At 59.5% G+C, this 20,504-nt stretch carries 22 protein-coding genes; 3 read left to right on the forward strand and 19 right to left on the reverse strand.

Annotation, left to right across the window (positions count from 1 at the left end; genetic code table 11):
• Positions 1-7: 7 nt before the first annotated feature.
• The 10 genes from AGR2A_RS18355 to AGR2A_RS18395 form a co-directional block, all read right to left on the reverse strand.
• Positions 8-661, reverse strand: coding sequence for a DUF3164 family protein (locus AGR2A_RS18355; RefSeq protein WP_080823293.1), 654 nt, complete (start codon positions 659-661; stop codon positions 8-10).
• A 61-nt stretch (positions 662-722) separates the two neighbouring features.
• A complete protein-coding gene (locus tag AGR2A_RS18360) occupies positions 723-1,013 on the reverse strand; it encodes a hypothetical protein (RefSeq protein WP_003500882.1) in 291 nt (96 codons plus the stop codon).
• Positions 1,000-1,398, reverse strand: coding sequence for a hypothetical protein (locus tag AGR2A_RS18365; RefSeq protein ID WP_003500883.1), 399 nt, complete (start codon positions 1,396-1,398; stop codon positions 1,000-1,002). The genes AGR2A_RS18360 and AGR2A_RS18365 overlap by 14 nt, the downstream gene beginning before the upstream one ends.
• The gene (locus AGR2A_RS18370) at positions 1,395-2,030 is read right to left on the reverse strand and encodes a hypothetical protein (RefSeq protein ID WP_080823294.1); all 636 of its coding nucleotides are present in this window, start codon (positions 2,028-2,030) and stop codon (positions 1,395-1,397) included. The genes AGR2A_RS18365 and AGR2A_RS18370 overlap by 4 nt, the downstream gene beginning before the upstream one ends.
• Complete coding sequence (locus AGR2A_RS18375) at positions 2,030-2,788, reverse strand: AAA family ATPase (protein WP_072493261.1); 759 nt, start codon at positions 2,786-2,788, stop codon at positions 2,030-2,032. The genes AGR2A_RS18370 and AGR2A_RS18375 overlap by 1 nt, the downstream gene beginning before the upstream one ends.
• 62 nt (positions 2,789-2,850) lie before the next feature.
• On the reverse strand, positions 2,851-5,100 hold the full coding sequence (locus tag AGR2A_RS18380; RefSeq protein ID WP_286079590.1) for a DDE-type integrase/transposase/recombinase: 2,250 nt from the start codon (positions 5,098-5,100) through the stop codon (positions 2,851-2,853).
• The gene (locus AGR2A_RS29650) at positions 5,097-5,270 is read right to left on the reverse strand and encodes a hypothetical protein (RefSeq protein WP_167378229.1); all 174 of its coding nucleotides are present in this window, start codon (positions 5,268-5,270) and stop codon (positions 5,097-5,099) included. The genes AGR2A_RS18380 and AGR2A_RS29650 overlap by 4 nt, the downstream gene beginning before the upstream one ends.
• Complete coding sequence (locus AGR2A_RS18385; protein ID WP_202036622.1) at positions 5,267-5,731, reverse strand: hypothetical protein; 465 nt, start codon at positions 5,729-5,731, stop codon at positions 5,267-5,269. Before AGR2A_RS18385 ends, AGR2A_RS29650 begins: the two co-directional genes overlap by 4 nt.
• Positions 5,728-6,579 carry a ParB/RepB/Spo0J family partition protein gene (locus AGR2A_RS18390; RefSeq protein ID WP_167378230.1) on the reverse strand — a complete coding sequence of 284 codons (852 nt, stop codon included), beginning with the start codon at positions 6,577-6,579 and terminating at the stop codon, positions 5,728-5,730. The genes AGR2A_RS18385 and AGR2A_RS18390 overlap by 4 nt, the downstream gene beginning before the upstream one ends.
• Positions 6,580-6,626: 47 nt before the next feature.
• Positions 6,627-6,932, reverse strand: coding sequence for a helix-turn-helix domain-containing protein (locus tag AGR2A_RS18395; RefSeq protein WP_080823296.1), 306 nt, complete (start codon positions 6,930-6,932; stop codon positions 6,627-6,629).
• A gap of 245 nt (positions 6,933-7,177) precedes the next feature.
• Here AGR2A_RS18395 and AGR2A_RS18400 point away from each other — a divergent pair, with 245 nt between their 5' ends.
• Positions 7,178-7,900 carry a LexA family transcriptional regulator gene (locus AGR2A_RS18400; protein WP_080823297.1) on the forward strand — a complete coding sequence of 241 codons (723 nt, stop codon included), beginning with the start codon at positions 7,178-7,180 and terminating at the stop codon, positions 7,898-7,900.
• Positions 7,901-8,158: 258 nt separating this feature from the next.
• Here the strand turns inward: AGR2A_RS18400 and AGR2A_RS18405 are convergent, their stop codons facing one another.
• Positions 8,159-9,277 (reverse strand): mandelate racemase/muconate lactonizing enzyme family protein, encoded by a 1,119-nt coding sequence (locus AGR2A_RS18405; RefSeq protein WP_072495037.1) that lies wholly within the window; start codon positions 9,275-9,277, stop codon positions 8,159-8,161.
• Positions 9,278-9,556: 279 nt separating this feature from the next.
• Here AGR2A_RS18405 and AGR2A_RS18410 point away from each other — a divergent pair, with 279 nt between their 5' ends.
• Together AGR2A_RS18410 and AGR2A_RS18415 are read left to right on the forward strand one after the other, a co-directional pair.
• Entirely contained in the window at positions 9,557-10,231 is a 675-nt protein-coding gene (locus tag AGR2A_RS18410; protein WP_035210677.1) for a GntR family transcriptional regulator, read from the forward strand.
• 104 nt (positions 10,232-10,335) lie between these two features.
• Positions 10,336-11,805: a mannitol dehydrogenase family protein gene (locus tag AGR2A_RS18415; protein WP_072495036.1), complete on the forward strand. Its 1,470-nt coding sequence runs from the start codon at positions 10,336-10,338 to the stop codon at positions 11,803-11,805.
• 51 nt (positions 11,806-11,856) lie between these two features.
• Here AGR2A_RS18415 and AGR2A_RS18420 read toward each other — a convergent pair whose 3' ends face one another.
• The 8 genes from AGR2A_RS18420 to AGR2A_RS18460 form a co-directional block, all read right to left on the reverse strand.
• Entirely contained in the window at positions 11,857-12,702 is an 846-nt protein-coding gene (locus AGR2A_RS18420; RefSeq protein ID WP_072495035.1) for an ATP-binding cassette domain-containing protein, read from the reverse strand.
• Positions 12,699-13,538, reverse strand: a complete 840-nt coding sequence (locus AGR2A_RS18425; protein ID WP_022563464.1) for an ABC transporter ATP-binding protein — start codon at positions 13,536-13,538, stop codon at positions 12,699-12,701. Before AGR2A_RS18425 ends, AGR2A_RS18420 begins: the two co-directional genes overlap by 4 nt.
• Positions 13,539-13,541: 3 nt before the next feature.
• Positions 13,542-14,456, reverse strand: coding sequence for an ABC transporter permease subunit (locus tag AGR2A_RS18430; RefSeq protein WP_044459446.1), 915 nt, complete (start codon positions 14,454-14,456; stop codon positions 13,542-13,544).
• Positions 14,453-15,460: an ABC transporter permease subunit gene (locus AGR2A_RS18435; RefSeq protein WP_004437854.1), complete on the reverse strand. Its 1,008-nt coding sequence runs from the start codon at positions 15,458-15,460 to the stop codon at positions 14,453-14,455. The genes AGR2A_RS18430 and AGR2A_RS18435 overlap by 4 nt, the downstream gene beginning before the upstream one ends.
• A gap of 63 nt (positions 15,461-15,523) precedes the next feature.
• Positions 15,524-17,128, reverse strand: coding sequence for an ABC transporter substrate-binding protein (locus tag AGR2A_RS18440; RefSeq protein WP_004437852.1), 1,605 nt, complete (start codon positions 17,126-17,128; stop codon positions 15,524-15,526).
• A 119-nt stretch (positions 17,129-17,247) separates the two neighbouring features.
• Positions 17,248-18,435: a M24 family metallopeptidase gene (locus AGR2A_RS18445; RefSeq protein WP_072495034.1), complete on the reverse strand. Its 1,188-nt coding sequence runs from the start codon at positions 18,433-18,435 to the stop codon at positions 17,248-17,250.
• Positions 18,436-18,984: 549 nt separating this feature from the next.
• Positions 18,985-19,734 (reverse strand): SDR family oxidoreductase, encoded by a 750-nt coding sequence (locus AGR2A_RS18455; protein WP_035210670.1) that lies wholly within the window; start codon positions 19,732-19,734, stop codon positions 18,985-18,987.
• Positions 19,731-20,345: a nucleoside 2-deoxyribosyltransferase gene (locus AGR2A_RS18460; protein WP_037090633.1), complete on the reverse strand. Its 615-nt coding sequence runs from the start codon at positions 20,343-20,345 to the stop codon at positions 19,731-19,733. The genes AGR2A_RS18455 and AGR2A_RS18460 overlap by 4 nt, the downstream gene beginning before the upstream one ends.
• Between the last annotated feature and the right edge of the window lie 159 nt (positions 20,346-20,504).

A 20,504-nucleotide genomic window follows, 5' to 3' on the forward strand; every position in this document is an offset into this window, starting at 1 on the left:
GCATTTGTCACGCCTTCGCCAAATCGATTGTGATGGCCTGCCAGTCTGCCTCAAGGCTGTCGCGCTTGTAAAAGCGGACATATTCTTTTGAGCCGGTCACGCGGATGGCGTCACGGATGGCTTCCATGGCCTTCTTCCAGCGAGTGTCCTCGATTTCCAGCTTGAGCAGCATGAACACGTCCGCACGGTTCACCTGTCCTTCCTTTTCGGTATTGAAGGCGCGGGTGACGATGGACTGGATTTCCGGACGGCTGTCGGCGCTCCATTCCGTCAGGCACTCATCAATGAGCGTCTTGGCGACCTGTAGTTCCGGGCCGAAAGTGATGAGGTCGGAAACCTGCACCTGAATTTTCATCAGGCCGTCATAGGTCTGATAAGTGCGGTTGCCCTTCTTGCCGCCGATCGTGACGTTGTACTTTTCGCCGAGCAGCGCATCCAGCGCGGAAAGGTCCGCTGCAGTGTGACCACGGAACCGGGAGAGCTGCGCATTCAGATTAAGGGCAAACTCGATGCATTTGCGCACCGTCTGGTCTTCAAGCTTGTATTGATCCTTGACGTTGCCGATCGGATCGAGGCCGCCCTTGGCGTTGTGCATGAACTCGCGACCATTGATGATCGTGACGCCGGGCTTGCTGGTTTCTTCCAAGATAACGGACTGCATGTGAATTTCCTCGTTGTTCGAATTGGGTTAAAGGGCGCTCAAACGCCCCTCGAAGGCGGCTTCAGGAGCTGTGCGGAGAGCGCGGGAACGGCACAACGTTGGTGCCAGGGCGCATCAGGTGCAGGATCGTCGCGCTTGCCGGGGGGACGAGCTTGTTCAACTCGGCGCTGTTCAAGAGCTGCATGTCGTTGAGCTGCGTTTCCATGGCGACGGCCATCTCGGCATAACCGTCGAGACGCTTCACCAGCAGCTCGACCTCTTCGCTGGACATGACAACGCCGCCATGCCGGTGTTCGGCAATCCTGTTGCGGGTGTCGCGCAAACGATCGGAAAGGTAATCAAAACGCTTCACTGTTCGTCTCCTTTATGCGGCTGTGAGGGCAATTATTCCGGCAGGCCTGATGCATGCGGACGGCGTTGGCGCTGGCGGTGCTGAAAGGGCGGCGCTGCCAACCGAGGCAGACATCCCGGCCGATCTCCTGCAGGACCGGGCAGCGCACGGTCTCGGACATGAGAGCGCCGCGCACGAGCTGCTCGATGCGACCGACATCGCCGGGATAGCTGTTCGAAAGGAGCTGGCTGACGGTCGAACCGGCGTAGCCGATGCGTTTGCCGACCAGCGTCTGGTTTTCGGCGTTGCAAGCCTCCGCCAGAGCGATAATCCATTCCGGGGGCTGCTCGCCCCATGCGGCGCGGGCCTTTTCCAGATTGTCGGGCTTGGGCTTTGTCGGGGTCATGGCTCAACCTCGACAGTCTCCGGCTCGCCGAAAATCTTCTCGGCGTTCGGGTCATAGATGCACTCGGTTTTGAGGAGCTTCGGCGCGATCGGGCCGGTATTGCGAACAAGCCGCCAGATCGTTGGCTCCAGCCGCGTTCCCTTCTGCAGAACGATCAAGTACCCGGCTCGAAGGAGGCAGGAAATATAAAGCCGGGCCGAACGCTGTGCGACCGTCAGCGAATCCGTCGAGGCATGCACCGAAATGTCGATGAGCTTGAAACCATTCCTGAAGAACGGAGAGCGCATGGCGTTCCAGAGCGCCTGCCGAGCCGTCATCGGGTCAGCGATCAATGTACCGTCTCGCTTGAATACCGGCGTGGCCGACTGTCGAGCCACGATGCGAAACAAGGCCAGGCCACGCGGGTTCTGGTCACCGGTGCGACTGATGAGTTCAGCCTTTTCGCACATGGCGAGGAAGGTCGAGATTTGCTCCCGACCGCGATTGTTGGACAGGCCGAAGATATCGTCCACGCTGAAGGGCTGGTTGCGCATGTCGGCGTCCATCATCAGCTTCCAGTAATGATCCTGACCGGTCAGCACGCGCTGGCCCTTGGCGACGGAAATCTTGAGAGCAATCGGAGTAACGCGCATTATGCTGCCTCCTTTCTGGAAGGCAGGCGCGAGCGCGAGAACAGGCCGTTACCGCCCTCGTAAGCTGCGAGGTCGATGGAGCTAAGGCCCATCCTCGCAGCCGCCTCGGCAATGTTATGCAGAGAGTTGCCGACGCGACGGACCCGGCCTTCGCCCTCGGTTCTGGCCTTTTCGAGCAGATCATCCGCAATCGAAAGCTTCGGATAGAACGTCCGGGCCAACGTGCGGGCATCTTCCATGTCGCAGGGATGGGCATATTTCGTATCGAGGACGAGATCGCGGAAGCGGTCCCCGACATGTTCAAGTTTCTTCGGGAACAGCTCTTCGCCGATAAGCATCACCGGGACGCCGCTCGCCTTGGCAATGCCGCGCACCAGCTCGATCAGGTTCTTTTTGATGAGCAGGTCGCCCTCATCAATGATGAGAGGGCGGCGCGGATCGCGGCAAAGAAGGCCAATGACCTCGTCTTCCATGTCAGACAGCGTGCCGCGTGGCTGGTAAACGCCGAGTTCGGAGAGGATCGAGCGCAGCAGCTTGGCGCGGGTCCATGTGTCGCGCACTTCGACATAGGCAGCGCCGGTCTTGTTCTGGCAATAGAGCGCCGCTACGCTTTTGCCATATCCGGAGTAACCGGCGAGGACGCCAAGGTTCGGTTGCAGGGGATGGCGGTTCTGCAGCGACCGGACAAGAGTGAGCGCCGTAGTGACGTTCTTGATCGGAGCTGTGTCGCCATTGACTTTCATCGGTTGTGTCGTCATTTTAATCCTCGTAATTATTGCGATGCAGAGGGGTCGATGGCAGTCGGCCCCTTTTTCTTGACCTAGCCGCGCAGTGCGGCGTCGATCCCGAAATCCTCGAAAATGTCCCGGCGCGTCTGGTAATCGGCGCTGGCCTTGTAGCGGGCGAGCTTGCCCGCCGTGGCGTCGTCAATGACGACACCGGAGGCGATCTGCGCCTCGACGGCCTGCGCCCACTTGAACATGCGGGCGCTGTCGGAAAGCGCCGCATCCGGGTCCAGATGAATGACTGTGGAATTGCCCTTCAGCTCGGCCTCGCGAACGATGGCCGCGTGGATTTCCGCCGCCTTCTCATTGAGCGTCGCAGGCTGCGGTGCCTTCGGCGCGGTCATGGCCTCAAGTGCTGCGGCAATGGCGGGCGTGCTGTGCTGCTGTTCGCGCTTGGGCAACTGGATGACGTTGGCGGTTTCGCCTTCGCGCTCTGCCTTCTTTCTCTTGGCAAGCTCAATGGTGCGCTCGATGCCGGAAGGGCCTTTCTTCAACTCGCGGAGATCAGCCTTGATCTCGCGTTCCTTCTGACTGATGAGATCAGCGGCAATCTGCTTCTGCGCCTTGACGTACGCCTGCGGATTGACGTCCGCGAGTTCGGGGCAGATCGCGACATCGAGATAGCGGCCGGTTTCACCGTCAAAGACATACATCTTGCCCATGTCGAGCGGATCAAGGCGGCAAAAGACATCAGTGCCGACCATGATGGAGCCGGAGAGGTAGAAGAATCCATCGTTCTGAATGCCACGCTTCTGCATGACGCGATGGCCGTTCTTGCCAGCGACCGGCATCAGCAGCGCATCCAGCGCACGCTCGTCAACGCGTTTGATCTTCGCCGTCGACGCGGCTGCGACCGCGTTGGGGGAGCGGCCTTTCAGGCCACCGTGTTCCCGCTCGTGATAGACATATTCCAACCAGTCATCGATATGGCGCTGGAGCTGCTCGGCGGTCAGAGCGACTTCGAACAGGTCTTTTTCGTCCGCGCCCAGCCGCTGCGCGAAGGACTTCCGGCCTTCAATCGCTTTCCGATCGGCAACGGAGTGGCCGATGTAACCCGGCAACTGCGGGCAAACCTCGTGCTGAAATGTCTTGATGACGCGCTCGACGTGACCCTTCTGCTCTGGCGAATAAGCATCGGAAACATCTGGCTCGATATCGAGATCGGCGAACAGGCGTTTGACTGAGACAGCAACGAAATCACTACCGTTGTCCGTCTTCACGACCTTGGCCACGCCCAATTTGAGAATGGCTTTACGCATCATCAAACATACGGCCAAGGCTCGCGGGGTTTTCGAAAGGGTGATGACAAGCCGACGCGTGGCAATGTCGATGCAGGCATACAAGGAATGGCGGCCGTCGATGCAGAGCGCGTCGACAGGAGAAGCGTCGATCATCCAGAGCGCGTTCGGCTCATCAATATGACGATAGGTACCGGTACCGGACAGCTTCATTGTCGAGCGGAACTGATCGGGGTTCGTGATCTTGGTGAGCACGACCTTTTCGTCCGCTTTCAGCTGCGCGATAAAATGCTGGAAGGTGCGCGGCGGCGGAAGCGGTTTCAACTCGCCGTTACGATCCGTCAGTTCCGATCCAAAATGATGCTCGCAGTAGCCGCGAATGGCATCCGCCGACAGCGCCGGGTTTTTGGCGATCCATGCCAGCACAAAGGCTCGGACCTCGCCATCGTTCGCCGTGTCAAGCAAGCCCTTGCCCTTGCGCGCCTCGGAGCGATCGACGGCGAGCTTGTCTTTTGCGCCAGCCTGTTTGGCCGAACGCCACCGGAAAACCGAGCGCTGCGAAATCTGCGGCAGGATGTCCTTCACCCAAGCGTCCGCTTGGATCATGTTCATGTTCCACCGGTCGCAGAAAATGAACATGGAGGCTTGCACTGAGATCGAAAGGCCCTTTGAGAAGGTCTCGAAAGCGGCGACAACAGCCAAGCGGGCATCGCGTTCGCGCCGGGCGCGATCGGATAACGATGCCGGGGCAGCAGGTTCTGGCTCGCGTTGCTGGTCTACCGGCTCGCTACCGACAACCATATAGCGCTGCACATAGGTGACCTGGGCGAGCGTTGGGAACAGGCGATAGTGGTACTCAAGACCACCGCCGACGCCGTTTCGGGCGCGGCAAAGGGAAGGAACGGACTGCCACTCCTCGCGCCGCGCATAACGTATCACAGCGCTTTCGCTTGTGGGCAGGCCGGGCAAGGCTTCGTGCGCGATCTCACGTGCTGTCAGCCATTCCTTCAGGTGGCGCTTTTCGGAGGCAAAAGGAACGGTGTTCAACGTGTTGCCCTCACGATCAGGACAAGCGCCGTGGCAACCTGAGAGAAATAGATCACTCCGAGGATGAAGCAGGTGACGGCCCATAGAGCGGAAACGTCTTTTACGATCTGGCTTTTCGCGACACGGCAGACGAGCTGCAGGAATGGCGCGATGCTGCTGGCTATATTCATCGGCGTGCTCTCTTCCTTACGGCGCGAGCTGCTCTCAGCGCCTCCATTTCCTTGATGTGATCTTCAAGGAGCTGGTCCTCGATCATCTCGGCGTATTCGTCCTCGATGACGGTCAGGCCGAACTCGCCCGGCACGAAACCGAGCAGCTCCTTGGCTTTGGTGGCGTGGACAAGCGCGATGAAGGCGTCGAGCGGAATGCGGTGTTCACCACTTCCTTCAGACGCCCACTTGTCGAGCATCGCGCTTGAGATCGTGCGGCCGAGGTACTTGCTCATTGCGCTGGCGATCTCTGACCGCTGAAACCCGTCGTCGCGGGCATCGCGCAGGGCGCGGGCGATGAGGCGGGAAATGCGGTTATCGAGCGGGCCGCGACCGGTCACGCCTTCCTCGTAGCGGATCGCCACCTGCGGCGGTGTCCACTCGAAAAGGTCTTTCGTGAGAGGGTCGCGGCGTTTGCTCATCGGCGAGCGGCCTTCCGCTCGGCAAGCCAACGCATGACGGAAGCTTCGTTCAGGCTAAAGAAAGCGTCCTGTTCGTTGGGCTTCAGCCGCGTAAAACGGTCATTGAGCTTTTCCCATGCGGCCAGTGGGTTGGCGCGGGGAACCTGATCGATGATGGCAATGGCGTCGGCGTAATTCGTCGCCTCGCCGGAAATCAGTAGCTCTACGATACGAGCGGCGCGCTCATATGGCTGGCCAGCAATTTCCAGAAGGGTTTGCTGGTTGTCGGCCAATCCCTCATCCAGCGCGATACGCTCCCGCAGTTCAGCCGGGATGCTGGCAATCTTGAGGGCATTGAAAACATTGCGGCGGCTGATCTTGAGGAAGCGCTGCGCTGCCTCGCTGAAGGTGCCGGAGAACGCGGCGGCGGTCTCGATCGTCTCGTCGTCGGAGTTTGGTGCAGACTCTGCACTTAATTCCTGCTTTGGTTTCGGGCCACGCCGGACGGGATTTGCGGCCCGCCATATTGCACACCAATCGGCAACGTCGACACTGTGCTCCAGCGCCGTCAGTTCGTGGCGATAAAGCGTTTCGGAGATTTCGGTCAGGCGGATTTGGGCGTCGTTCGCGAACTCGTCCGATTGGCGGACGATGGCGGATATATTGACGCCGAGCGATGCGGCTGCAGCGAGGCGTTTGACACCGAAGACGAGGCGATACCGTCCTTCGGGTCCGGCAACGACCTCGACCGGGACGCGCTGTCCGATTTGCTGGAAGCTTTCGGCCAACGCCTGAATGGCGTCGGGTGAGACTTTTTTCGCGTCGGAGGAGACGTCGATCAGTTGGGGGGACAGAAATTCAATCTGCATTGGGCACTCTGGATTGTCAGGAAAGGATGCGCGGCCTGACGGAAACATCAGGCGGCACTCTGCGCGCCGTCAGACTTCGACGACTTTTTTGCTCTGGTGTTGCCGCTCGTGTTGCTGCTAGTGTCGCCTCGGTCGTGACGACCAAGCGTGTAGCTGTCGGGAAACATCTCGCGGAAAGGTACGCCCAGTGCGCTGGCAAGAGCCTCGGCACCGGGACGGCTGGCCCCGATCATCCCTGCACGGCAGGCGCTCGCATAAAGGCCAGCATCGCGGGCTATTCCGGTCAGGGTTTTATTCTGCCGTAACAGTTCCTCTTTGATGGTCGTGCGGGTCCACGTTTTTGTGGGCGTCATGATTGCTCCCTGTTTTTCTGACCTTCGGCAAAAGGTCGGTTTGGTTGGGGGTTGGCGTTCAAACTTTGTTGCAACACATATTCGCACCATAGTGCGAAAAAGTAAAGTCAATTGCGCCTATGGTGCGCGTCAGACTTTAATTTTTCAAATTATGGTGTGAATTAGGGTTAGAATATTGATATCGCTGCCATATTTCGGATTGTGGCGCGGTTTCATGAGGTCTGACCCACGGTCAGAGTTACACTATGATGGGAACAACCTTCGCAGAACGGTTGGAAACGGCGATCGCAAAGTTCGAATCAGTTCACGCCTTCTCAAAGAAGGCTGACATCAGCGATTCGATGCTGCGGAAGTACCTTGAAGGGTCGATGCCGGGGCTGGATAAGCTCATAAAGATTGCGGATGCTGCCGAGGTCACCCTTGATTGGCTGGCCGCAAATCGCGGCCCGATGCACGCCAGTTCACCGACCTATGAACCGGATATCGTGGTGCATGGGCCGGAGGGTCCCGTGATGACCCTTGAAGTCAAATCTTACGGCGCTGACCACAGCACAGACCTGACACTGGTGCCGAGATTAGACATTCAAGCTTCAGCGGGTGTGGGCGCGCTCGCTTTGCAGGAGCAAGCCGTTGAATTAATGGCGTTTCAATCCGCGTGGCTAAGGTCTATCGGCGTTGCGCCGTCGTTCGCACGTATTATTACGGCGCGTGGCGATAGCATGGAGCCGACGATCCGCGACGGCGATGTGTTATTGATCGATACGTCCGTCGCGGAAGTCCGCGACAACGGCATCTACTGTGTCGTTTACGGGAATATGCTTCTGGTTAAGCGCGTCCACCCAAGAATGAACGGCTCTCTCCAGTTGATCAGCGACAACGCTGTGTATCCACCAGAGGAAGTCCCCGCCGCTGAGGTGCCGGGGCTGTCTGTCGCCGGTCGGGTGATGTGGTATAGTCGGTCACTGTGAGGGCCAGCGAGATTTTGTTCCGACCACGTTACCTGCCATTTGTTCTTGCGGCCGGATTTTCGTGGAAGGCCCTTTAAGACCGTCTCTATGATGTCGTGAGTTCCGGGAAAATAAGGCTTTTAACCGCAGGTTCCCGGATTTTCCCAGATATTCCCGGTTAAAGCCTACTCCTGCCATCTGTTATTGCGGGTTACACTAGTCCGGCATGACGGAGGACGTGCTTTCCCTCCGTTAAAATCCGGGCGGTATACCGCTGCTCTAGTTCAGCGCCTTGCCGTAACGCCCGAAGCTCTCCGCCAGCGGCGTGGTGCTCGCACCCGGCTGCTCAGGCCGTTTGTAGACACCATCCCGCACCTGGATCGGTTCTTCGAAATGATCCTTGATCCACGGAATATATTCGAGAATGGTCGACGCCGGATGCCAGTAGCTCAGATGCACATGCACCTGGCTCATCTCGCCGGCATGCGGCACGACAGGCAGGCGATGGGCGAGTGCCAAATCGGCAACCTGGATATATTCGGTGACGCCGCCAAGCCGTGTTACATCCGGCTGGACATAAGCGACGGCGCCGGCATCGATGAAGGAACGGAACGCATCCACCGTATAAAGCTGCTCGCCAAGCGCAATCGGGATAGTGGTATTGCGCGCCAGTCGGGCATGGCTTGTCACATCGTCATACCACAGCGGCTCCTCGAACCAGTAGATGTCCAGATCCCTCGCTGCCGCACAGAAGCGCTGGCATGTGGGCAAATCCCATTTGCCGTTGCCATCGATGGCGATGCGGATGGATGAGCCGACGCGTTTGCGGACAGCAGCAAGCCGGGCGATATCGATATTCGGGTCGTCATGCCCGACCTTGATCTTCAGCCGGGTGAAACCGTCTTCCCCCACCGCCCTTGAGCTGCCTGCAAGCAAATCGTCCAACGAGAAGGAAAGCCAGCCGATATCGGTATTATAAGCTTCCACTGCCGCCGTGCGTGCGCCGCCGAGATAGTGCCACAGCGGCACACCTGCCTTTTTTGCTTTCAGGTCCCAGAGAGCCACATCGATCGCAGCTAACGCCAGATGGGTGATGCCAGCCCTGCCGACCCATTGGAGCGAGGGATAACGGGCGAGCTTCATCCAAAGCCGTGAATGCTCCGACGCATCCTCGCCGACGAGCAAGGGCGCATAACAATCGCTGATGCAAGATGTGATCAACCTGTCCGATGCCAGATGCGCATGGGTGCCGGTGAAACCATAGCCCTCGAGGCCGTCACTGGTGGTGATCTTTGCGCCGACAACACCCCAATGGGTGATGCTGTGGGTGGAATCGGAAATGGAGTCCGATGTCAGCGGCAGGTGCAGGATGAAGGGTTCGACGGCGGTAATTTTCATAATCGGTCATTCCTCGATGCTTGAACGCTTCTGGGGAGGAAAGGCGGAAGCCCCTTTCTGAGACACGTTTTTCCGACTGCTCGGGTGAAATCGCGTCATCTCCCGCGTCCAATGGTTGCAGGAGTCAAACCGTCAGGGGATTGCCGGACCGCCCTCCTCCGGCAGCCGGCTTCCGACGGCAGATAGAGCTAACGGAAAAACGGATTTTGTAAAATAAAAAATTTTTATTTTTAATATTCGATCATTGCCTGCTTCGCAAAGCTGGGCGATGATGTGGTCATGAACACACTCGTCAAAGTCACGCTCGCCGAACAGGCGCACCGGGAACTGCGTGCACGCATCGTCAGCGGCAAATTGCGCGGCGGCGAACGTCTGCTGCCAAATGAACTTGCCGCCGATCTCGGCATCAGCCCGACGCCGGTCAAGGAAGCCTGCCTGAAACTCGAGGCGGATGGGCTGGTGGTCAGTTCGTCCCGGCGCGGAATGGTGGTGCGCGACTTCACGGTCGAGGATGTGGAGGAACTATACGCGGCCAGGATGCTGCTTGAAAAAGGTGCGGTTGAAGTGGCCTTCGATGCCGGGCAGCTGGACGAAACGCTGCACGCGGCACTGCTGGAAAGCCTTGGCAAACACCGCGCCTTCGCCAAAGGCTCGACGCTGGATGAATTGTCGAAAGCGCTTTTTTACGACCGCAGTTTCCACGCGACCCTGGTCGCAGCGGCGCGCATTCCGGTCATTTCCGGTTCGCATGAGCGCATTCTAGACCAGACCCACACGGTCTTCGTCTCGATCCTCGGTGATTACGCCCGCTCGGTCGAGGAGCACCAGAATATTGCCGATGCCATTGCCGCCGGCAGCAAGGCCCAGATCATCGATGCGCTGTGGCGGCACCTGGAGCGCAGCCGCCAGAACACGCTGCGTCAGGTCCGATTGCTCAAAGAGGCCGGCGCCTGATCAATTAAAAGACAAGTGGAGGACTGCATGCGCGAAAACCCCGGGGTCGCAATTCCATCAGCGCGAGCCGAGACCATCTCATTCCACAGGGGGGTTTTGTGCTGATGATGGACCGGCTTTCCGCTAGAACCCTGCCCCGCCTGCCGCACACGGTCACGACCCCTGCCTATGAGCGCATGAAAATCACGCCCGGCATCGTGCATCTCGGCGTCGGCGCCTTTCACCGGGCGCATCAGGCGGTTTTCATCGACGATTGCCTCAATCGCGGCGAAACAGGATGGGGCATCGTCGCCGCATCGCTGCGCAGCCCGGACACCCGCGACGCCATCGAACCGCAGGATAATCTCTACACCTTCTGCCTTCGCGATGGCCAAAGCGAGCGCCTGCGCATCGTCGGCTCGATTCTTGAGACCGTCGTCGCCCCGGAAAACCCGGAACGACTGGTGGAGCGGATGGCCGACCCCCGCGTTCTCATCGTGACCCTGACCGTGACGGAAAAGGGTTACCTGACCAATCTCGCCTCCCGCAGCCTGCTGCGCGACCATCCCGATATCGTCCACGATCTCGAAAACCCGGAGCGGCCGCGCTCGATCTTCGGCTTCATCCTTGCAGCGACCCGGCGCAGACGTGCCGAAGGTTCCCTGCCGCTGACGCTGCTGTCCTGCGACAACCTGCCCGCCAACGGCCACGTGCTGCGAAAGCTGCTGCTGGAATTCGCGAGCCTTGCGGATCAGGAACTGGCCTCCTTCATCGAAGCCAATGTTGCCTGCCCCTGCTCGATGGTGGACCGCATCGTTCCCGCCACCACGGATGCGGACCGGGATGCGATTTCGGCCACACTCGGCCTCAGCGATGCATGGCCGGTTGTTGCGGAACCTTATTTCCGTTTCGTCATCGAAGACCGTTTTCCCCATGGCAGGCCGGCGCTTGAGAAATCGGGCGTGGAATTCGTCGATGATGTCGAACCTTACGAGCACATGAAGCTGAGGATGCTGAACGGCTCCCACAGTGCCATCGCCGCCATCGGCCAGATTGCCGGCCTTGCGACGGTGGCCGATGCCTGGGCTGAAAAGACCGTGCGCGACTTCATCGACGTCTATTGGCGTGAGGTCGGACGGACGCTGGATCCTGCCGTCAATGGTTCTGAATTCGCAGCCGGCCTGCGGCAGCGTTTCGCCAATCCCTCATTGCAGCACAAGACCATGCAGATCGCCTCCGATGCGTCGCAGAAAGTGCCGCTGCGGATACTTTCGCCACTACGAGAATTGCTGGCGGAAAAGGCTGAGTGCGGAGCGGTCATTTTTGCCGTCGCGCTGTGGATCAGGTCCTGCGCAGAGGAAGATGAAAAGGGGCAGCCGATCACCATTCTCGACCCCGCCTTCAGGGAGTGGGATGCGCCGGATCAACTGGCGATGGCTCCGGATGCGGTGGTCGACCGCTTCCTCAGTTTCGAACGCACCTTTGGCAGCGACCTGCCCGCCAACGAAACCTTTGTCCTGGCCCTGAAAGCCGCCTATCGCAACATTCGCGAGCAGGGCGCCCTGGCGGCAATTGGGCGTTTCCTGAAGTCCTGAAAAAAGAACAGGCCGGAAATCCGGCCTGCTCCCAACCTCTTTCGTCAACCGTCAGGCTGTCGCAGACTGTCTCGCCGCCTTGCGGCGCTCCACGCGGGCGCGAATGGCATCGACATCCGTGATTGGGGTCGCGGCGAAGAGCTGACGGGTATAGGGGTGCTTCGGATCGGCGAAAAGTTCCTCGCGCGTGCCCTGCTCCACCGCCTCGCCCTTGGAGATGACCATCACGTCATCAGCAATGTAACGCACCACGGAAAGATCGTGGCTGACGAAGACATAGGTCAGTTCGAATTCCTCCTGCAGATCGCGCAGCAGGTTCAAGACCTGTGCCTGCACCGAAAGATCGAGTGCCGAGACCGGCTCGTCCAGCACCAGCAGCGCCGGGTTCAGCATCAGTGCACGCGCAATGGCGATGCGCTGGCGCTGGCCGCCGGAGAACATGTGCGGATAACGGTTGAAATGCTCAGGACCAAGGCCGACCTTAACCAGCATGGCTTCAGCCCGCTCGCGGCGCTCGGAAGCAGGAATCTTCGTGTTGATGATGAGTGGTTCCATCAGCACGTCACCCACCTTCTGGCGCGGATTGAGGCTGCCATAGGGGTTCTGGAACACCATCTGCACCTTGGAGCGCATTTCCGTGCCGGGACGGCGCCTGGCGATATCGACCGGCTGGCCATCGATCTTCAATTCGCCGCCGGAAGCCGGATCGATGAGGGCAATGATGCGAGCCAGCGTCGACTTGCCCGAGCCGGATTCACCGACAATGGCGAGCGTCTTGCCGCGCTCGACGGCGAAATCGATGCCCTTCAGGGCCTGCACCATTCTCGCACCGCCGAACAGGCCGCCGGGAACGTGATAGTCGCGGGTAATGCCCTTGCCTTCAACCACGATACTCATCGAACGCCCTCCTTGCCGAAGAAATCGGAGACGGTGGGCAGACGGTCGCCGGTGGCATTTTCCGGCAGGGCCGAAAGCAATGCCTTGGTGTAGGGATGCTGCGGGGCTTCGAAGAGGCTCAGCACATCCGCCTCCTCCATCTTGCGGCCCTTATATTGCACGACGACACGATCGGCGGTCTCGGCAACCACGCCCATATCGTGGGTGATGAGGATCAGCGCCATGCCATATTCTTCCTGCAGCTTCATCAGCAGGTCGAGAATCTGCTTCTGTATCGTCACGTCGAGCGCAGTCGTCGGCTCGTCGGCGATCAGGAGACGCGGCTTGGAGGCAATCGCAATGGCGATCATCACGCGCTGGCACTGCCCGCCCGACATCTGGTGCGGATAGGCCTTGAGCTTGGATTCCGGATCGGGAATACCGACAGCACGGAATAGCTCCAGCGCGCGGGCGCGTGCGGCAGCGCCGCTCATGCCGAGATTGAGGCGAAGCACTTCCTCGATCTGGAAACCGACCGTGAAGGACGGATTGAGCGAGGCGACCGGCTCCTGGAAGATCATAGTGATCTCACGGCCGATCAGCTTGCGGCGCTCCTGCGGCGACATGGCCAGCAGATTGATGCCGTCAAAGACCATCTCATCGGCGGTAATCGTCGCCGTATCGGGCAGCAGGCCCATGACGGCGAGCATCGATACCGATTTGCCCGAACCGGATTCACCGACGATGGCCAGCACTTCGTGTTTGTCCACGGACACATCAATGCCGTCGACGGCGGTGAAGGCACCGGTGGCGGTGGCGAATTTAACCGTCAGGTTCTTGATTTTCAGCAGGCTCATATCTCAGCTCCGCTTCAGTTTGGGATCGAGCGCATCACGCAGCCCGTCACCCATCAGGTTGATGGCAAGCACCGAGATCAGGATCGTCAGGCCGGGAAGGGTAACAACCCACCAGGCGCGCAGAATGAACTCACGCGCTTCCGCCAGCATCGTGCCCCATTCGGAGGCAGGCGGCTGAGCGCCCATGCCGAGGAAGCCGAGTGCGGCCGCATCGAGAACCGCAGACGAGAACGAAAGCGTTGCCTGTACGATCAGTGGCGCAAGGCAGTTCGGCAGGATGGTCTTGAACATCAGCCGGAGATTGCCGGCACCGGCCACGCGCGCGGCCGTGACATATTCACGCCGAAGCTCGCTCATCACCGCCGCACGCGTCAGACGCGCAAAATGCGGCTGATAGACGATGGCAATGGCGATCATCGCGTTGGTGAGCCCCGGCCCAAGGATCGCGACCAGCACCAGCGCCAGAAGCAGCGATGGGAACGCCAGGATGACGTCCATCACACGCATGATGACGGTATCGACCCAGCCGCCGAAGAAGCCTGCGATGAGACCGATGACAATGCCGCCAACGAGCGCGATGGAAACGACAACGATGCCGATGAACAGCGAATATTGCGCGCCGTAGATCAGGCGGGACAACATGTCACGCCCGACGGCGTCGGTGCCGAAGAAGAAGCCGGCACGGCCGCCTTCCTGCCAGACCGGCGGCACCAGCAGCGCATCGCGATATTGCTGGGTTGGATCATGCGGTGCGATCAGCGGCGCAAAAACCGCGACCAGCACGAGGAGAATAAACACGGCAAGGCCGATGACGGCACCACGGTTCTGACGGAAATAGAACCAGAAATCGGCGATCATCCGGCGGCGGATGGCGGCGTCAGAAAGCCTGACGACCGGAGCTGTGGTCACATCGCTCATTTGTGACGGATCCTTGGATTGATGAGGCCGTAGGTCAGGTCGACGAGCAGGTTGACGATCATCACCAGACCCGCAATCAACAGCAGGCCGCTCTGCACGACCGGATAGTCGCGGCGCGAGATGGAATCGATCATCCACTTGCCGATACCCGGCCAGGAAAAGATGGTTTCGGTCAGGATGGCGCCAGCCATCAGCACGCCGATCTGCAGACCGATGGTGGTGATGACGGGGATCATGGCGTTGCGCAGCGCATGGATGCCGACGACACGGGAAGGCGACATGCCCTTGGCGCGGGCCGTGCGCACATAATCCTCGCCCAGAACCTCCAGCATGGCCGAGCGCGTCTGGCGCGCAATGACGGCAAGCGGAATGGTGGCAAGCACCACCGAGGGCAGGATGAGATGCGAAAAGGCCGAGGCGAAGGCGCCCTTCTGTCCCGAAATCAGGCTGTCGATCAGCATGAAACCGGTGACGGAGGGGAAGAAATACATCAGCGAGATGCGGCCCGAAACCGGCGTCCATTGCAGGATACCGGAGAACATGATGATGAGCAGCAGCCCCCACCAGAAGATCGGCATGGAAAAACCGACCAGAGCCGTCGTCATGGAAATCTGGTCGAACCAGGAACCACGTCTGATGGCGGCGATGACACCGACCGGCACGCCGATGAGCGTTGCGATGATGATGGCGACGAGACCAAGCTCGACCGTCGCGGGAAAGAGCGACAGGAACTCGGTGAGAACCGGCTTCTTGGTGACCAGCGAATTACCGAGATCGCCCTGAAGCAGCCGTCCCAGGAAATGAAGATATTGCTGCCACACGGGCTGGGCAAAGCCGAGCTGTTCGGCAAGCTGCGCATGCCGTTCGGGCGAAATGCCACGCTCGCCCGCCATCAGCAGCACGGGATCGCCCGGCAGGACGCGCACGAAGGCGAAGGCAACGATGGTGATCCCGAGGAAGGTCGGAACGAGATAGAGAAGTTTGCCGAGAATGAACCGGATCATGGCTTTTTCCTGAAAAGACGCGCGGAAGAACAGGGTTCTTCCGCGCGTCCGGTTGTTCGGGGATTACTCCGCGATGTCGACGTTTTCGAAGGTGAAGTCGCCAAGCGGGCTCATGGTGAAGCCGGAAACCTTGGCGGACATGGGAACGAACTGCGTGGAGTGCGCAAGCGTCGCCCACGGAGCCTGTTCCTTGAAGATCACCTGTGCCTGCTCATAAAGCTTGGTGCGCTCGGCAACGTCGGTGGTCTGCTTTGCCTTGGCCAAGAGGTCCGAGAACTCCTTGTTGCACCACTGTGCACGGTTCGCACCGCCTTCACCGGTTGCGGCGCAGGACAGGAGAACGCTGAGGAAGTTGTCCGGGTCGCCGTTGTCGCCGGTCCAGCCGAGGATGACGGCACCGTCGCGCTTCGTTTCGGTGGACTTCTTGAGATATTCACCCCACTCGAAGGAGACGATCTCGGCCTTGACGCCGACCTTAGCAAAATCCGACTGGATCAGCTCGGCGGTACGACGGGCGTTCGGCATGTAAGGACGCTGCACCGGCATCGCCCAGATCTTCATCGACAGATCCTTGACGCCAGCGGCTTCGAGAGCCTTCTTGGCAGCTTCCGGATCGTAAGCATCGTCCTTGATGCTGTCGTTGTAGGACCACATTGTCGGCGGGATCGGGTTCTTGGCAACCTGGCCTGCACCCTGGAACACGGCGTCGATGATCGCCTGCTTGTTCATCGCCATGTTCAGCGCCTTGCGGACTTCCGGCTTGTCGAAAGGTGCAACGGTCGTGTTGTAGGCGAAGTAAGCGACGTTCAGGCCCGGCTGTTCATCGAGCTTGAGGTTCTTGTCGGCGCGGATGGTCGCGAGATCAGCCGGAGCAGGGTATGGCATCAGGTGGCATTCGCCAGCCTTCAGCTTCTGCAGGCGAACCGCGGCGTCAGGCGTGATCGCGAAGATCAAGTCGTCGATCTTCGGGGCTTCACCCCAGTAGTCGGCGTTCTTCTGGAAGCGGATGACCGCGTCCTTCTGATAGGCGACGAACTTGAACGGACCGGTGCCGATCGGCAGGTTGTTGAAGTCTTCCTTGGTGCCGGCCTTCTCAAGCGTATCGGCATATTCCTTCGACACGATGGATGCGAAAGGCATGGCGATGTTGGCGAGGAACGGCGCTTCCGGACGGGTCAGCACGAACTTGACCGTGTAATCGTCGACCTTGACGATTTCCTTGATCAGGGACGGCATTTCCATCGAGTTGTAATATTCGTAGGTGATGCCTGCGATATACTGGTTCCACGGGTTCTTCGCGTCGCCCTGGCGATTGTAGCTGAAGATCACGTCGTCAGCGTTGAATTCGCGGCTCGGCGTGAACTTGTCGTTGGAGTGCCACTTGACGCCCTTGCGCAGGTGGAAAGTGTACTCGAGACCATCCTTGGAAACGTCCCACTTTTCCGCAAGGCCCGGCTCTACTTCTGTCGTGCCCTTTTTGAACTCCGTCAGACGGTTGTAGACCGGATGCGCGGAAGCGTCGAAGGTGCCGCCGGCGGTGTAAGGCGACGGATCAAAGCCTTCCGGCGATGCCTCGGAGCAGTAAACGAAGGTCTTCGCCATGGCTGGCATGGCGGAAGTCATCGCAAGTGCAGAAGCGATAAGCAAACTGCGGGTCAGCATTTTCATCTGATGGTCCTTTCCCTCTTTTTCTGAGTTCCTGCGGCCCCCTCCAGGGGCCTACCTCTTCTGGTCAGCGGCGGCACGGGGATGCCCGTCTCGCCGTTCGGTCTTTGCCTCCCGACCAATTACCCGGCGACCGGCTGAAACAACCGGTCGAGGTTCGTTTCCGGTGGGCAGAACCAGCGCGGCCCTGCCTCCGTCATGTACGCGATATCTTCGAGACGAACGCCGCATTCCCCATAAACGCACAGCATCGGCTCGATGGAAAAACACATGCCGGGCTCAAGCGCCGTGGCATTTCCTGCAACGATATAGGGTTCTTCGTGAATATCCAGCCCAAGCCCGTGACCCGTACGGTGCGGCAGACCGGGAAGCTGATAATCCGGACCAAATCCGGCCGCCTTCAGACTGTCACGGGCGGCCTTGTCCACCTCGAAACACGCGGCGCCAACGCGGGCGGCAGCGAAGGCCGCGGCCTGTGCGTCGCGTTCGGCATTCCAGAGAAAACGCTGCCGTTCCGTTGGCTTGCCAAAGACATAGGTACGGGTGATATCGGAACGATAGCCATGAAGAATACCACCGAGGTCGACCAGCACCATGTCGCCCTGGTTCAGCGTCTGCGCATGGGGCACGCCATGCGGATAGGCCGTCGCCTCGCCGAACTGCACCGCCACAAAAAGCGGCTTCATGCCAAGGGCAATATGGGCGGCATTGACGAAATCCGCGACTTCCGTGGTGGAGATGCCGGGACGCAGGCCTTCGAACACGGCCTTTTGCACATTATAGCTCGCATCCATCGCTGTCTGAATGAGGGCGATCTCCGCTGCAGACTTGACCTGCCGCTGGGCGACAATCAACGGCTGAGCGGAAATGATGCGGCCTTCCAGACGCTGCATGAGCGCGGATGCGAAAACAAAGGGCGTGGCGGGATCAATGGCGACGAAGTGACCTGCACAGGCCAGCGCACCGATACGCCTTGTCATCAGGTCGAACGGGCTTTCATCCTCTTCCCAGGTGGCGACTGCGCCGGGGATACGGATCAGGGTCTGGAGTTTCGGTTCCTCGAAGGTCGGGCTTATATAGATCGGCTCGCCCTCGGCCGGCACCAGAGCACCGTGAATACGCTCGGAAAGGCCAAGCGACAGACCGGTATAATAAGTCAGCGACGACGAAGCGTCGAGCCAGACCGCCTTGATGTTTTGCTGGGTCATTCGCGCCTGCAGGCCACGCAACCGCAACCTGAGCTCGTCTTCAGCGATCGATGAAACCGCGATCGGCTGAAACTGCTTCAGCGCCTCTTGAAAGTCTGCCATTCTCTCCCCGCCGCCTTCGGGCGCACGGACACTGGCGTGCCGGCACCTCCCAAGCGTTCTTTTGCCCATGCTTAACCACAGGGGGAAGGCTAAGCAATGGGGCGGGAGGACGCACCGCCACAAAACTGTGCATATTTATCTAGACATAACGAAATCGTGATCGATGCGAGCCTGATTTCAGCAGTCGTTGCCTTGACGCGGAAATCGAAAATCCCCCGGAATCCAAGGGAGAAACCAGCCCCTTATCCACGCATCGCGTGCAGCCGGGAAACGGACGCCAATCCACTACAAAAAAAGAGCCAAGAAAAGGAAAAAGCCTGCCGCGGGAGGAGGTGCGGCAGGCTTCAAACTTGATCGGTGATTGGGAGGAGGAGTACCACCGATCCACATCGAGCGACGCTGGGAGGAGGAGTGCGTCGCTTCGATGATTTGAATATAGCGGTATCTGTGAATTTTAACAGAGCAAGTCTCGCAATGCAGCATTGCATTTCTGCATAGCTCCGGAATGACTGCCCGGTTTTTCGGCAGAACCTACCCTACCGCGACAAGTCAGCTCTCCCGGTAGACCTGGAAACCGGCGAAGGACTGGTTGACTGGCATGAGCTCAAGACTGTTGATGTTGATATGTTTGGGCTGCGAGGCGACCCAATAGATGGTGTTGGCGATATCATCGGCCGTGATCGGATTGACGCCTTTGTAGAGATTGTCCGAAGCTTCCTGATTGCCCCCGGTGCGCACCAGCGTAAATTCCGTTTCGCACATGCCCGGTTCGATCGAGGTTACCCTGACGCCCTTGCCGTGCAGATCCGAGCGCAGACCGAGCGAAAACTGCCGCAGGAAGGCTTTGGTGCCGCCGTATACATTGCCGCCCGTATAGGGATAGTGCGCGGCAACAGACGAAAGGTTGACGACGATACCTTTACGGTCGATCAGTGTCGGCAGGAGATGGTGGGTGATGTTCAGTAGACCGGTGATGTTGGTGTTCACCATGGTCTGCCAGTCCTTTAGCGGCACCTGCGGCGCGGGGGCCGTGCCCAGTGCCAGACCGGCATTGTTGACGAGGACATCGATGTCTCGGAAGCCCTCCGGCAAGGCGGCAAGCGCTTTTTCGGCCGCGTCCTCATCGGTGATGTCGAAGGCGGCGCCGTAGAAAGCCGATCCGAGTTCGGCCGCCAGTGCCTCCAGTCGTTCCGCCCGACGGCCCGTGCCGATGACCTTCCAGCCTTCTCTGATGAAGCGTCGGGCCGTAGCCTCTCCGAAGCCCGACGTCGCGCCGGTGATGAGGATGGTTCCGCTCATGATGATGCCTCCACTCTATTCGTTTTTTCAGGGTCAATCGGTGTCAGTAGTTTTTCCGCCGCCGCTGCAAGGCAACGCCGGTAGGCCGCGAGATCCGTATATAAGTCCTCATCGGAAACGTCGCCGACAATAACGTTGCCGCCCCGCCGCAAAATCCCGCCGTGCAGCATGAGATTGTCGACCATGTCGAAATTCTCGATTGACAACCCGTCCGGCCCGCGATACCGGCCTGTTTCATCCACGGTGACAACATTGCCGTAATGCGCCTTGATGCGGCTGAAGTGATTGGCCGCGACATTGGTGTAGGCGAACACCGGCTTGCCCAGCGCGCACATGAAACCCAGCTCGTAGCTCGTTCCCGTGTCGGCGGCGATGCCGCGAAACGGTGTGAGATTGGCAATCACGGCATCCGCTTCAAGCATCATCCCTTCGTCGACTTCATTGATGTTGCAGCCATGACCGATCCTGGTATCCGCCGGCGGGATCTGCAGATCGCCCGGCGAAAGCGGGATGAAGCCGGCCTCCCGCGCCAGTGCTGCCTTGAGGTCGAGCATTTCGCGCGCATTCGGGAGGAACACTTCCGGTCCGGCGAGATAGATTTTCTTTGTCATTGGGAATTCATGCAATTTGTCAGGAAAAGATTTCCGACCCTAACCCGGGGACTTTCGCAAAGGCAAGTGCCAAGGGCGTGCGGCGTGGCGCGGCGGACCGACCGATAAAACGGTATCGTCCCGCTGGTCTTTCCGTTATAGCCGGAGCAGTAGACTGGA

Source organism: Agrobacterium genomosp. 2 str. CFBP 5494 (assembly GCF_900013495.1).
In the GTDB taxonomy this organism is placed as follows: Bacteria; Pseudomonadota; Alphaproteobacteria; order Rhizobiales; family Rhizobiaceae; genus Agrobacterium; species Agrobacterium pusense.